Genomic DNA, 13812 nt, shown 5'->3' on the forward strand with positions numbered 1-13812 from the left:
GGCGCCCCCACTCCTAAAATATTAGAAGTCATTATATCGGATTTATACCTCACTTGGGTTTGAAATTTTGTCGGGTTTGGCAGAACTCCGTGAGGAAACACTCCTCGCAGAGCGGTTTTTGTGCTTTGCAGAGATAGCGACCAAAAAGCACCATCGCCTGATGAAGAGTGGAGAGATCTTTTTTAAAAGCTTTAGAGAGCTCCTCTTCGGTTTGGGCAGGGGTTTTGGATTTGGCCAGCCCTAGACGATGAGAAACCCTAAAAACATGGGTGTCCACCGCCATAAGATTCTTCTCTAAATACTCAATCAGCACTACATTGGCGGTCTTTTGACCCACTCCAGGGAGCGCCATAAGAAGCGACTGCTCTAGGGGAATCTCGCCTCCATGCTCTTGGAGAATCTTTTGAGCCATGAGGATTAGGTTTTTGGCTTTGTTGTTGAAAAAAGAGCAGCTTTGGATGATTTTTTTCACCTCATCAATCTCGGCTAGAGCGAGCGATTCGGGGGTGGGGAAGCGCTCAAAGAGTGCGGGGGTGATGAGATTGACTCGCTTGTCGGTGCATTGGGCGGAGAGCATGACAGAGACCAAGAGCTCATAAGCATTGCGATAGAGAAGCTCTGTTTTGGCCTCTTTGTAGTGACCAAGAAAACGATGGCGGATAGTCTCAATCGCCTCTTTGGAGGGTCGCTTAGCCATGAGGGATTCCTTTTGAGGAGGATGAGGAGAGTTTTTGGATGATTCCCTGTGCGGCTACATAGGCCGAAGAAAAAGCCCATTGGAGATTGTAACCTCCTAATCTGCCCGTGACATCAAGCACCTCGCCCGCCCAAAAAACTCCCGAACAAAGGCGACTCTCCATGGTCTTAGGGTCGATTTCCCCAAGAGAGACGCCTCCTAGGGTCACCTCGGCCTTGCTATAGCCAAAGTTTCCTGCGGGGGCAAAAGTGTAGGCCATCAGGGCATTCAGCAGGGTGGTTTGGAGGGGGCTTTGGAGGGAATCAAAGGGTCCATCCATGATTCCAAGAGCGTCAAGAAGCGCCTTGGTGAAGCGTTTTGGCAAAGGAAGCGAAGAGGAGATGAAACCCTTGGAGCCTTTAAGATAGCGCAAAGGATCAGACAAGAAAGAGATCTCAATGCTCCCCTTTTTCCAAAAGAGCGAAGCATCAAGAATCAAGGGACCGCTGATGCCTCGATGGGCAAAGAGCATATCCCCTTGAAGTGTGTGATTCTCTACTTTGAGGGTGGCAGGAAGAGAGATTCCGCTTAGCTCTTTCATCCACGATTCGCTGCTTTGGAGTGTGAGTCCTACTAGAGCAGGCTTGAGAGGATTCACCTCGTGTCCCAAAGCTTGCGCGATCTCATAGCCAATCCCGCTTGCTCCAAGCAGGGGATAGCTCATCCCTCCTGTGGCCACCAGCACCAAGGTGGCCTCGATGGAGCCTTTGGAGAGCATGATCTTGAAGCGATTCTCGGGAAGCTTGGTGATTCCTTGGATGCGCTCTCCTTTTTTGAAACTCTGTTTTTGGAGGGAGCGAAGAAGAATCGCCAAGAGCTCTTGGCTATTCTTGGCGCAAAAATATTGGTGATTTTTGACCTTGACATAGGAGAGCCCCTCGCTCTCTAGCCACGCTAGAAGTTCTTTGGGACCAAAGCGATCCAATGCCTCTTGAATGAATCGCTCCTCCCCCACAAAATGTTCGGTGCCTACATATTCGTTAGTAAAGTTGCACCTACCTCCTCCACTGACTCGAAGTTTTTTACCTGCCTCTAGATTGGAATCAATCAAGCAGACGCTCAAGCCCTCTAGCCACCTAGCGGCAAAAAGTCCGCTCGCCCCTGCGCCCAAAATAGCCACATCAAAGCGTTCTCTCATTCTCCAAAGAGCCTCAAAGGGGTTTTGATGAGACGTTCTAAAATATTTAGAGGAGCTTTGAGGGTGTCCTGGGCAAGGTTGGTCTGTGCAATGGGCTTATCTAGCGTGCCTGTAAGGGTGACCTCGGTGGAGAGGGAACCATCTTCTCCCATGATGATGTAGCCAAGCAAGGGGATGTTGCTCACGATGGTGCCAAGGGATTTGAGGGTCTTGAAACGGGTTTGAAACTCAATCTGTGAGCTCTCCAGCTCAATGACACCAGAGCCTTCGCTATCAATGGAGGTTCCATGAAGCAAGAAGCGCTCAACCACTGCGTAACGATCATTGATTCCAATCTCTGCCTCCCCTTGTTTGATCGCATACCCCTCAGCGCTAAATCCAGGGGCTTTGAAGATGAGCAGAGAGGGGATCGAATCAATGAGGGCGATCACATTTTGGAGGGTGTTAAGGTTTTTAAGCGTGGTGTCCCAAATGAAGCTCTTGCCCTTAAAGACTCCGCCTCCATACTCGCCGATGAGATCAAATCTCCCGCCTGAGGCGATCTCTTTGTTGAAAAAGGTGTTCACAAACTCATCATTGAAATGGCGTGCTTCGATTTTGAGCCGTTTGTTTTGGAGGTTGGCTTTGAGGGTACCATTTTTATAGGAGAGGGTGGCGCTGATGTTCTCTTTGCCTTTGAGAGTGGCTTTGAGTCTATTAGAGAGGATTCGCTTCCCTTTGTAGATCAGATGGAGATTTTCCCCCGTGATTTCAGTCTCACTCTTTTTTGATTCCGACTCTTTGGGGTTTGATTCTTCGATGAGAGGAATATCATAATCTCTCAAGAAGAGCTTCGCCTTATCTAAAATCTCTAGGCGAAGACGCCCATCTAGGGAGGAGATTTGGGTGGAGCTAGGGCTGGTTTGTCCTTCGATCTCTAGCGACTCCACAGGGGTTCCATCGCGCTCAGCCAAGGGATAGGAGAGCCCTTGGAGGCTGGCTTGGAGGGAGAAGCGCTCAAAATCTTTGGTCTCTAGGTTGACCCATCCCGCGCGAATAGATTCTTCTTGAAGAAGCCTAGAATAGGGGTAGAGTAGGGCGAGATTTTGGGCTTGGATGCGGTGAAGCCTCTCTCCAAACACAAGACGTGTCTCTAAAGTGGGAAGGCGCAGAGGAATCTCAGCGCTCTTGTAATCGGCGCTAAAGGGAATCTCGATGCCCTTGATGCGGAGAATCTCGCCTCTATCTCCAATAGAAAAGTCAAGAATATGAGCCTTTCCTTCGATGAGCTCTTGGCGTGTATCGATGCTAAAGGCGAGCTCTGAGTCAAGAAAATTGCCAATTTTGATTCTCGAGGGAAGAATCTCAATGAGTGAATTGACCAGCTTCACGCTCGCCTCTTGGGCATAAAAGTCGAGACGATTGAGAGAGAAGTTGGATTTTTTGGTCTCAAAATAGCCGATGGCCTCCGTCTCGTAGTCGTTAAGATCGACCTCTAATTTGAGTTTAGCCAGCGTGGTGGAATCTTTTTGATGCAAAGGAAGCTTGATTTTATAGGCTTTGAGAACCTTATGGATGCGCTCATCTAGCACCGCTTCGGTTTTGATGAGGAGATCAAGCCAAGGCTTCTCCCCCCAAATATCTCGCAATCCCACCTGACTCCCCTCTAGGGAGAAACCCTCAAAGCTTGGCTCATAGAGCTCAAAACTCACACCGCGTTCATCATAGATTACGCTCACGCCACGCCCATGGAGCGGGGGGAGGTCAGGATGGAAGGTGACTTCTGGGGAGGCAATCTCTAGTCGTGCTTTAAGGCGTTTCTCAATCGATTCTAAAATCGCCTTCTCGTTAAGCTCACTATCAAAAGAGAAGGAGGCGAGTTCCATGCCAGGGGAGTGAATGTTGTCATAGAGCCACGCACGAATGTTAGGATTTTCAATCTCAACGACATCTTTGAGGAATCGCAGAGAATCAAAAGGGAGGCTCTCGCCCTCTAGATGGAGGCGCTTGAAGTCGCTCTCTCCACGCACATTGAGATGAATAGCCGAATCGATGGAGAGCATCCCCTCCAAGGTGAGATGATTTTTGAGCACCCCGTAGTCGGCTTTGCCTATAAAGCGCGCCTTATAGGGTTTGTAGAGAATCTCTTGGATTTGGGCAAGTACATGACCTTTCTGTTCATCTAGCGTGATGGAAGCATAGAGGTCAGGGAGGCTCAGCTCATAGCGCTCTCCCCTAAAAAGCAACGAGCCTTGATTCTCCCCTAAAATCACCTCCTTGAGGTGAATCTCTTGAAAGTAGCCTAGAAGAAGTTTCGTGTTTTTGATCCAACCGAGAATCTCGCTAAGGTCAGAGCTCTCTTGTGATGCGGGAGAGTCCAGAAGAGGGGTAAGGTTGAGCGAATCAAGGCGCAGAATGAGCTTTTTATCTAAGCTAAGATAAAATCCGCGCATTTCAATGGAGGCGACTCGAAGTTTTGGAATCTCGATTCCGTTATGGAGCACTCGAAAAAATCCCCACAGCAAGGCGATCATGAAGAGGACAAGGATTATTGCTTTATACACGTTTTTGGAACTGATTTTAATCTTTTTCATGGCCCTGTCGTATCACCTAGCTCAACCGATGCTCTCTAGCAACGTCATTTTTTTGCCCAAAGGCGGTGTGAATGAGATTATAACACACCTCTCCCGCAATCACTTTCAGGTCACGCGTGTGGATGGCTGGGTGATTAGGGCGATGGGCTACCCCCAGAGTGGCTGGATTGATATTCATGCCAATCTTCTCTCTCGGGGTGATTTCCTCTATCGCCTCACCAAGGCCAAAGCTGCCATGAAAGAGGCAACTCTCATCCCCGGAGAGACGCTCCACTTTTTTATCTTGGATCTGGCTCAAAACTTTTCACTCTCCCCACTTAAGCTCAAAGAGGCTTATCACCGCTATGCGCCCCATCCTGAGGGGGTAATTTTGGCGGACACTTATAAGATTCCTTTGGGAATCTCTGAGGAGCATTTGATGTATTATTTGGTCAATCACTCCTTAAGAGAGCACCAAAAACTCTCCAAAAAGATTTTAGGGGTCTATGATGAGGTGCAGTGGTTCAAATATATCACGATTGCCTCCATTATCCAAAAAGAGGCAGCCAACATCGAAGAGATGCCGCTGGTCTCAGCCGTGATTCGCAATCGACTCAAAAAGCGAATGCGGCTTCAGATGGATGGGACGCTCAACTATGGTGAATTTTCTCGCACCAAGGTGACTCCTGAGATGATTCGCCAAGATAGTTCCCCTTATAATACCTATAAGATTGAGGGGATTCCTCCCTACCCAGTAGGAAGTGTAGGATTTGACGCTATCAAGGCGGCTATATTCCCTGCAGATGTGGACTATCTCTATTTTGTGCGCAACAAAAAAGGGACTCACACTTTCACCAACAATTACGAAACACACCTTAAGAATATTAAATGAAAATTTGAAAAATAAAGTAGTTTGTAAGGCTTTTTCGACAAGACTAACGACAAATATCCATGAAGGGGCAAAATCATTGAATAAGAATAAGCGAGTGGGAATCATCGGGGCGGGTCATGTGGGATCAACCGTCGCCTTTATCTTGGCGACTCAAGGGATTTGTCAAGAGATTATCATCAAAGATCTCAACCTCGACACCGCCAGAGGAATCGCCCTGGATATGGGTCACGCCGCCTCGGCGACGAAGACTCACACCATCGTGCGTGTTGCCAATGAACCCTCGGATTTGCGAGGGTGCGATGTGGTGGTTTTTTGTGCAGGCTCTCCAAGACAGCCTGGGATGAGTCGCGATGATCTTTTATTGGCCAATGCCAAGGTGATTCGTACCGTTTTATCTGAAGTGAAGCCCTACATCCAAGAGAGCGTTTTGGTGATGGTCTCCAATCCGCTGGATGCCATGGTTTATACAGCGATTAAAGAGAGCGGGCTCTCTCCTTTGCAGGTGTTGGGAATGGCAGGAATCCTAGATAGCGCCCGAATGGCCTCCTTTATCTTTGAGAAACTCGGCTATGGAAGCGATCAGATTGTGGCCTCAGTGATGGGGGGACATGGAGATGATATGGTGCCCTTGCCTCGCTATAGTAATGTCGCAGGGGTTCCTATCACGGAGCTTCTTGAGCCTCAAGAGATTGAAGAGATCATCCATCGCACCCGAAACGCAGGAGCAGAGATTGTAGGCTATCTCAAAAAAGGCTCTGCCTATTTTGCTCCCGCCAAATCGACCGCGATTATGGTTGAGGCAATTTTGAAAAACTCTCATCAGGTTTTTCCCTGCTCGGTGCTTTTGCAGGGCGAGTATGGCTACAGCGATGTGGTGGGGGGTGTGCCCGTGAAGCTTGGCAGTCGAGGGGTCTGTGAGATCATTGAACTTGAGCTTCTTCATGAGGAGAGAGAGCGCTTTGACCAGTCGATCCAGTCGGTTAAAAGTCTCATTGATGCCCTCTATCACCACGCCTTTTTTGTTTCTAGTCGTCCCTAGATCCCTTAAAACAAGGAGAGAGTTGAGCGTATGAATATTCATGAGTATCAGGCAAAAGCCCTTTTGGCGCAATATGGGGTGGGAATTCCTAGGGGTGGAGTGGCGGAAACGCCTGCTGAGGCGACCGTCATCGCTCAGAGACTTGGGGGCGAGATTTGGGCGATCAAGGCCCAGATTCACGCTGGAGGTCGAGGCAAAGCAGGCGGGGTGAAGCTCGCCAAAACTCCCGAAGAGGCAGGGGAGATCGCTAAAGCGATGCTAGGCTCAAGACTCATCACACACCAAACCTCGCTTGAGGGGAAAGAGGTGCACAAGGTTTATGTCGAAGAGGGGTTGGGAATTGAACGAGAGTATTATCTGGGAATCGTTCTAGATCGTTCTTTGGAGATGCCTGTGATCATGGCGAGCCGCCAAGGGGGCGTGGATATTGAAGAGGTGGCCAAAAATAGTCCTAATGAGATCATCAAGGTGGCGGTTGATCCTATGATTGGATTTCGTCCTTTTCATGGGCGCAAACTCGCTTTTGCTCTAGGGCTTGCTAAAGAGCAGGTGGGACTTTTTGTCGATTTTTGCACTTCGCTCTTTCGACTCTATGTTCAAAAAGATGCAGAGATTGTCGAGATCAACCCTCTTGTTTTCACCTCCTGTAAGCGATTTGTGGCGCTTGATGCCAAAATCTCCTTTGATAACAACGCCCTCTATCGGCACCCAGAGATTGTTGCGATGCGTGATTTAAGCGAAGAGGAATCGAGCGAAATTGAGGCAGGCGAATACAATCTTAACTATGTGAAGCTTCAGGGGAATGTCGGCTGTATGGTTAATGGTGCTGGCTTGGCGATGGCTACAATGGATATCATCAAGCATGAAGGGGGAGAGCCTGCCAACTTCTTGGATGTGGGCGGGGGCGCGAAGCCTGAGACGGTGGCCAAAGGTTTTGAGATCATTCTTAAAGACCCCAATGTCAAGGCGATTTTCGTCAATATTTTTGGAGGAATCGTGCGCTGCGATCGCGTGGCCAATGGAATCTTGGAGGCGGCCAAGATTGTTCATGTCTCCGTCCCTGTAGTGGTGAGGCTTGATGGCACCAACGCCAAAGAGGCCAAAGAGATATTAGAGCAGGCCAATATCCCTAATATTTTCGCCGCTCCTTCGCTTGAGGGTGGAGCGAAAAAAGCCGTGGAGCTAGCTTGTCAAGGAGGTGCTTCATGAGCATTTTGATCAACAAAGAGACTCGCGTGATTGTGCAGGGATTCACAGGCAAAGAGGGGACGTTTCACTCAGAACAGTGCCTCGCCTATGGAACACAAATCCTAGGGGGCGTGACTCCGGGCAAAGGAGGTAGCACTCATTTGGGTCTGCCCGTTTTTGATACGGTCGAGGAGGCGGTGAGAGAGACGGGAGCGTGGGCGAGCATGGTCTTTGTTCCTCCTGCTTTTGTCGCGGATGCAGTGATGGAGGCGGCCTCTTCAGGAATCAAGCTTGCGGTGGTGATCACCGAAGGAGCTCCCATCAAGGATATGGTAGTGGCCAAGCGATACGCCCAAAAATGTGGGATGGAGATCATTGGACCTAACTGTCCCGGAATCATCACGAGTGAAGAGTGCAAGATCGGAATCATGCCCGGTTCGATTTTTAAAAGTGGTTCTATCGGACTCATCAGCAAGTCGGGCACTCTCACCTACGAGGCTAGCCATCAGATTGTCCAAGCAGGCTTTGGAATCTCCACAGCGATAGGAATCGGGGGTGATCCTGTGATTGGTCTAGGCTACAAAGAGCTTTTGGATCGTTTCGAAAAGGATGAAAAGACCGAAGCGATCGTCCTCATCGGAGAGATTGGAGGGACGCTAGAGATTGAGGCGGCCTCCTTTATCAAAGAGAGGGTGAAAAAGCCTGTGGTTGCCTTCATCGCGGGTCAAACCGCTCCCAAAGGAAAGCGCATGGGTCATGCGGGTGCGATTGTGAGCGGCGGGAGTGGGAGCGCAAAGGAGAAGATGGATGCCCTAAGAGAGGCGGGTGTTAGGGTCATAGAGAGTCCCGCAGACATTGGCAAGGCGATCGTCTCGCTTCTTCATCCCGCTCAAACACTCTAGAGTTTGTTTAGATATTTAGGTCAATTTTAAAGAATAGGAAAACATCATGGCAAAAATCAATGCTCCAGCCAACACTCCTGTATGGGTGGATGAGAGTCGCTGTAAGGCCTGTGATCTCTGTGTCTCGCTCTGTCCGAGTGGAACATTAGCGATGAAGGCTGATTCTAAACGAGTGCTTGGCAAGATGATCGCCATCACCCACCCTGAAAGCTGTATCGGCTGTGGTGAGTGCGAGCTTCACTGTCCCGATTTTGCGATTTATGTAGCCGATCGATTAGAGTATAAATTTGCCAAATTGAGCGAAGAATCCAAGGCAAGAGCGGAGAAAATCAAACAAAATCGCTTCATGGCGTTAGAGGAAGTAAAATGAGAGAGCTGATTTCAAGCGGCAATGAGCTCGCTGCGCTGGCGGCGATTGATGCAGGATGTCGATTCTTTGGAGGTTACCCTATCACTCCTTCAAGCGAAGTGGCGCACGAAATGAGCGTGATGCTTCCGCAAGTGGGAGGAACATTCATTCAAATGGAGGATGAGATCGCGGGAATCTCGGTGGCTCTTGGTGCTTCCATGAGTGGAAAAAAAGCAATGACCGCGACTTCGGGTCCTGGACTCTCGCTCAAAGCAGAGCAGATTGGACTCTCCTTTATGGCGGAGGTTCCCCTAGTGATTGTCAATGTCATGCGAGGAGGTCCCTCCACGGGTCTCCCCACAAGAGTGGCGCAAGGGGATGTTAATTTTGTCAAGAATCCCACCCATGGTGATTTCAAATCTATCGCCCTCTGCCCTGGAAGCCTTGAAGAGGCTTACACGGAGACGGTACGGGCGTTTAATTTGGCTGAAGAGTTCATGACTCCCGTCTTTTTACTCCTTGATGAGACATTGGGGCATATGTATGGAAAGGCGGAGATTCCAAATCTAGAAGAGATTGAGCGCAAAGTAAAGAATCGCCGTGTTTTTGAGGGGGACCCTAAGGATTATAAGCCCTATGGTCAGCCCCAAGATGAGCCGGCGATTCTCAATCCCTTTTTTCAGGGGTATCGTTATCATGTCACAGGACTCCACCATGGAGCGATGGGATTTCCTACGGAGGATGAGAAGCAGTGCCAAGCTCTCATCGAACGGCTCTTCAGCAAGATTGAAGCGCATGAGGATCGAATCAAATCTTATGAAGAATATAAGCTAGAGGACGCGGAGATTCTACTGATTGCCTATGGGTCTGTCTCTAGAAGCGCTAAAGAGGCCATCGATCGCTTGAGGGAGGGGGGGCTCAAGGTGGGGCTCTTTAGGCCCATTACGCTTTGGCCTTCTCCTGCTAGAGAGCTGGAGGAGCTAGGAAAGCGCTTTGAGAAGGTGTTGGTGGCGGAGCTCAACATGGGGCAGTATAAAGAGGAGATTGAGCGAAGCATGAAAAAAGAGGTGAGATTCTTTGGCAAGGCCAATGGTCGAGCGATTTCGCCCGCTGAAATCATCCAAAGCGTCAAGGAGCTATAAGATGGCATTTGCATATGATGAATATCTAAGAGTTGACAAGATGCCCACGCTTTGGTGCTGGGGGTGCGGAGATGGCGTGATTTTAAAGTCGGTCGTCAGAGCTATTGAGGCGGTTGGCTGGAATATGGATGATGTTTGTGTGGTGAGTGGGATTGGCTGTAGCGGTCGATTCTCCTCTTATGTGAATTGCAACACCGTCCACACCACCCACGGTCGTGCGCTAGCCTACGCCACAGGAATCAAGCTCGCCAATCCCACCAAAAAGGTGATCGTGGTCTCAGGTGATGGCGATGGAATGGCTATTGGCGGAAATCACACGATTCACGCTTGTCGCCGTAATATTGACATCAATTTTATTTTGGTGAACAACTTCATCTACGGGCTTACTAACTCTCAAACCTCGCCCACCACGCCCAAGGATATGTGGACGGTCACCGCTCAGTATGGCAATGTTGATCCTGAGTTTGACGCGTGCCGACTCGCTGAAGCTGCGGGAGCGACCTTTATCGCTAGAGAGAGTGTGCTTGACCCTAAAAAGATTGAAAAGGTGCTCACGCAGGGCTTCACCCATGAGGGTTTTAGCTTTTTTGATATTTTTAGCAACTGCCACATCAATCTTGGGCGCAAAAATAAAATGGGCGAAGCGGTGGAAAATCTCGCATGGATCAAGAGTCGAATCCTCCCCAAACGCCAATTTGACGAGCTTTCTACCGAGGAGCGCGCGGGCAAATTCCCTACAGGTGTCCTGAAGGCCGATGGGAGCGAGATGGAGTATTGCAAGGCCTACGCGCAGGTGATTGAGAGAGCGCAAAAGGGGACAAAGCGATGAGAACACAGCTACGATTCACGGGCGTAGGAGGACAGGGCGTCCTTTTGGCGGGTGAGATTTTGGCGGAGGCAAAGATTCGCGATAAAGGCTATGGGGTGAAGGCGGCGACCTACACCTCGCAAGTGCGCGGAGGCCCCACAAAGGTCGATATTTTACTCGATGATCACGAGATTCTCTATCCCTACGCTAACGAGGGCGAGATTGATTTTATGCTCTCCACAGCGCAAGTGAGCTTTGATCTATTTAAAAGTGGAATTAAAGAGGGAGGCATGGTTGTCATTGAGCCCAACTTGGTCAAGGTGAGTGAAGAGGATAAAAAGCGACTCCAAATCTTTGAGATTCCCATCATCACCATTGCCAAGGAAGAGGTGGGCAATGTCGTGACTCAGTCGGTGGTTGCACTCGCGGTGACGGTGACATTCACGAAGTGCGTGGATAGGGATCTAGTCTATGAGACGATGATTGAGAAGGTTCCCGCCAAGGTGGTGGAGCAGAACAAAAAAGCCTTTGAGCTAGGCGAATACTACGCCAAACGCGCCCTAGGGGGATAAGAGAGGAGCATCCCTCTCCTCTCCCTAGTTACTTCAAGATTCTAGGCAGGGTGATTCCCTCTTGTTTTTGATACTTCCCTTTTTTATCTTTGTAACTCACTTCACAATCCGCATCTCCCTGCAGGAAGAGCACCTGAGCGATCCCTTCATTGGCATAAATTTTGGCAGGCAAAGGGGTAGTGTTGCTGATCTCAATCGTGATATGCCCCTCAAACTCAGGCTCAAAAGGGGTGACATTGACGATGATTCCGCATCGAGCGTAGGTGCTTTTCCCCAGGCAGATGGCCAGCACATCGCGGGGAATTCGAAAATATTCCACGGTGCGAGCTAGTGCGAAAGAGTTAGGGGGAACGATGCAGATATCCCCGATGAAATCCACCACATTGGCCTCATCGAAATTTTTGGGATCGACTACGGTGGCGTTGATATTGGTGAAGATTTTAAACTCATTGCTCACTCTAATATCATACCCATAGCTGCTAAGCCCGTAACTCACGACATTTTTACCCACTTGATTCTCGCAAAAAGGCTCGATCATATTGTGAGGTAGCGCCATGTCTGTGATCCATCTATCTTCTTTGAGTCCCATGCTTTCCTCTATTTTGGTTTGATACGATTTGTGGTATTATACCGAATTATTCGCCCTGCCAAAGGGCGTTCAAAGACTTCTGCAAAGGCTGTTTCATGAACTTCGACGAAATCAAAGAACTTATAGAAATCTTCAATCAAAGTGACGCTTCCAAGCTTCAAATCTCTAAAGATGAGTTCTCCATCAAGCTCGAAAAACCCACCGCTTCCGCTCCCCTCCAAGTCCCCGCTTACGCCACTCCCGTAGCTCCCTTGGCATTACCCCAAGCCCCTTGCGTTCCTGAGGCGCCTAGAGCGAGCGAATCATCAAACTCTAGTGGTGAGGCAATCACCTCTCCAATGGTGGGAACCTTTTATCGATGTCCTTCACCCGATGCTCCTGCCTATGTCAATGTGGGTGATAAGGTCAAAAAAGGGCAGACGCTCGGTATCATCGAGGCGATGAAGATCATGAATGAGATTGAAGCAGAGTTTGATTGCAAGATTCTAGAGATTGTGCCTTCTGATTCTCAGCCCGTAGAGTATAACTCTAAGCTCTTTATTGTTGAAAGAATCTAAATGCAAAAGAAGAAGCTAGAGAGGATTCTCATCGCCAATCGAGGCGAGATTTCGCTTCGAGCGATTCGCACGATTCGCGAGATGGGCAAGAAGTCTATCGCGGTCTATTCTACGGCTGATAGAGAGGCAAACTATCTGGATGTGGCTGACGCTAAAGTCTGCATCGGAGGGGATAAATCAAGCGAGAGCTATCTTAATATCCCCGCGATTATCTCAGCCGCTGAGCTTTTTGAAGCGGATGCGATCTTCCCTGGATATGGCTTTTTGAGTGAAAATCAAAATTTTGTTGAGATTTGTCAGCATCACGGAATCGAATTCATCGGACCCACGCCTGAGGTGATGGTGCTCATGAGTGATAAGAGCATGGCCAAAGAGGTGATGAAAAAGGCGGGTGTGCCCGTGATTCCCGGAAGCGAAGGCGCGCTGAGTGGCTACGAAGAGGCCAAAGAAGAGGCGAAAAAGATCGGCTACCCCGTGATTCTTAAAGCTTCTGCGGGAGGAGGGGGGCGAGGGATGAGAATCGTCGAAAAAGAGGAGAATCTCATCAACTCTTATCTAGCCGCCGAGAGTGAAGCCCTAAGTGCCTTTGGCGATGGGACTATCTATATGGAGAAGTTCATCGATAAGCCCAAGCATATCGAGGTGCAGGTGCTTGCCGATAAGCATGGCAACGCTATTCATGTGGGAGAGCGAGACTGCTCTTTGCAGAGACGCCATCAAAAACTCATCGAAGAATCGCCCGCACTCGCCCTTCTTCCAGAGACTCGCGAGAAGCTTCTTAAAACCGCCATTGAGGCCACTAAAGCGATCAAGTATGTGGGCGCGGGAACCTTTGAATTTTTGCTTGATTCCAACCAAAACTTCTATTTCATGGAGATGAACACTCGACTTCAGGTCGAACATCCTGTGAGCGAGATGGTGAGTGGATTGGATATTGTAGAGTGGATGATTAAAATCGCTGAGGGCGAAGAGCTCCCCCCTCAAGAAGAGATTCGCTTTAAAGGTCATGCGATTGAGTGCCGTATCACCGCTGAAGATCCAGAGAAGTTTTTCCCTTGTCCAGGAAAGATTACCAAATGGATCGCCCCAGGGGGCAACTATGTGCGAGTCGATTCTCACGCCTATGCGGGATATACGGTGCCCATGCATTATGATTCGATGATTGGAAAGCTGATCGTTTGGGGTGAGACGCGAGATAGAGCGATCGCTAGGATGGCGCGAGCTTTGAGTGAGTTTAGTGTTGAAGGGATTAGGACGACGATCCCTTTCCATCAAAAGATGATGGAAAATGTCGATTTTAAAGAAAGCAAGATTCATACGAAGTATTTGGAACAGAAGGTGCTTTAAG

14 protein-coding genes are annotated in these 13812 nt (G+C 49.2%); 10 read left to right on the forward strand and 4 right to left on the reverse strand.

What is annotated here, in order from left to right:
- Positions 1–49: 49 nt before the first annotated feature.
- Genes nth through WS_RS05100 form a run of 3 tightly spaced genes read right to left on the reverse strand, consistent with a single transcriptional unit; the run spans position 50 to position 4447 of the window.
- Entirely contained in the window at positions 50–697 is a 648-nt protein-coding gene (nth, locus tag WS_RS05090; RefSeq protein ID WP_011138951.1) for an endonuclease III, read from the reverse strand.
- Positions 690–1874 carry a BaiN/RdsA family NAD(P)/FAD-dependent oxidoreductase gene (locus WS_RS05095; RefSeq protein WP_011138952.1) on the reverse strand — a complete coding sequence of 395 codons (1185 nt, stop codon included), beginning with the start codon at positions 1872–1874 and terminating at the stop codon, positions 690–692. Before WS_RS05095 ends, nth begins: the two co-directional genes overlap by 8 nt.
- On the reverse strand, positions 1871–4447 hold the full coding sequence (locus WS_RS05100) for a YhdP family protein (RefSeq protein ID WP_081454359.1): 2577 nt from the start codon (positions 4445–4447) through the stop codon (positions 1871–1873). Before WS_RS05100 ends, WS_RS05095 begins: the two co-directional genes overlap by 4 nt.
- 67 nt (positions 4448–4514) lie before the next feature.
- On the opposite strand from WS_RS05100, the gene mltG reads away from it, so the two are divergent.
- From mltG to WS_RS05140, 8 genes are all read left to right on the forward strand, one after another.
- On the forward strand, positions 4515–5318 hold the full coding sequence (mltG, locus tag WS_RS05105; protein ID WP_232013708.1) for an endolytic transglycosylase MltG: 804 nt from the start codon (positions 4515–4517) through the stop codon (positions 5316–5318).
- Positions 5319–5394: 76 nt separating this feature from the next.
- The gene (locus tag WS_RS05110) at positions 5395–6357 is read left to right on the forward strand and encodes a malate dehydrogenase (RefSeq protein ID WP_041571781.1); all 963 of its coding nucleotides are present in this window, start codon (positions 5395–5397) and stop codon (positions 6355–6357) included.
- A gap of 30 nt (positions 6358–6387) precedes the next feature.
- Positions 6388–7566, forward strand: coding sequence for an ADP-forming succinate--CoA ligase subunit beta (gene sucC / locus WS_RS05115; protein WP_011138956.1), 1179 nt, complete (start codon positions 6388–6390; stop codon positions 7564–7566).
- The gene (sucD, locus tag WS_RS05120; protein ID WP_011138957.1) at positions 7563–8447 is read left to right on the forward strand and encodes a succinate--CoA ligase subunit alpha; all 885 of its coding nucleotides are present in this window, start codon (positions 7563–7565) and stop codon (positions 8445–8447) included. Before sucC ends, sucD begins: the two co-directional genes overlap by 4 nt.
- A gap of 46 nt (positions 8448–8493) precedes the next feature.
- Positions 8494–8817, forward strand: coding sequence for a 4Fe-4S binding protein (locus WS_RS05125; protein WP_011138958.1), 324 nt, complete (start codon positions 8494–8496; stop codon positions 8815–8817).
- On the forward strand, positions 8814–9938 hold the full coding sequence (locus WS_RS05130) for a 2-oxoglutarate synthase subunit alpha (RefSeq protein ID WP_011138959.1): 1125 nt from the start codon (positions 8814–8816) through the stop codon (positions 9936–9938). The genes WS_RS05125 and WS_RS05130 overlap by 4 nt, the downstream gene beginning before the upstream one ends.
- 1 nt (position 9939) lies before the next feature.
- Complete coding sequence (locus WS_RS05135; protein ID WP_011138960.1) at positions 9940–10767, forward strand: 2-oxoglutarate ferredoxin oxidoreductase subunit beta; 828 nt, start codon at positions 9940–9942, stop codon at positions 10765–10767.
- On the forward strand, positions 10764–11318 hold the full coding sequence (locus tag WS_RS05140; RefSeq protein WP_011138961.1) for a 2-oxoacid:acceptor oxidoreductase family protein: 555 nt from the start codon (positions 10764–10766) through the stop codon (positions 11316–11318). Before WS_RS05135 ends, WS_RS05140 begins: the two co-directional genes overlap by 4 nt.
- A gap of 28 nt (positions 11319–11346) precedes the next feature.
- Here WS_RS05140 and dcd read toward each other — a convergent pair whose 3' ends face one another.
- Complete coding sequence (gene dcd, locus WS_RS05145; RefSeq protein WP_011138962.1) at positions 11347–11907, reverse strand: dCTP deaminase; 561 nt, start codon at positions 11905–11907, stop codon at positions 11347–11349.
- A gap of 95 nt (positions 11908–12002) precedes the next feature.
- On the opposite strand from dcd, the gene accB reads away from it, so the two are divergent.
- Together accB and WS_RS05155 are read left to right on the forward strand one after the other, a co-directional pair.
- Complete coding sequence (gene accB / locus WS_RS05150; protein ID WP_011138963.1) at positions 12003–12464, forward strand: acetyl-CoA carboxylase biotin carboxyl carrier protein; 462 nt, start codon at positions 12003–12005, stop codon at positions 12462–12464.
- The gene (locus tag WS_RS05155) at positions 12465–13811 is read left to right on the forward strand and encodes an acetyl-CoA carboxylase biotin carboxylase subunit (protein WP_011138964.1); all 1347 of its coding nucleotides are present in this window, start codon (positions 12465–12467) and stop codon (positions 13809–13811) included.
- The last annotated feature ends 1 nt before the right edge of the window (position 13812 follow it).

It is taken from the genome of Wolinella succinogenes DSM 1740, from assembly GCF_000196135.1.
GTDB classification, from domain to species: domain Bacteria; phylum Campylobacterota; class Campylobacteria; order Campylobacterales; family Helicobacteraceae; genus Wolinella; species Wolinella succinogenes.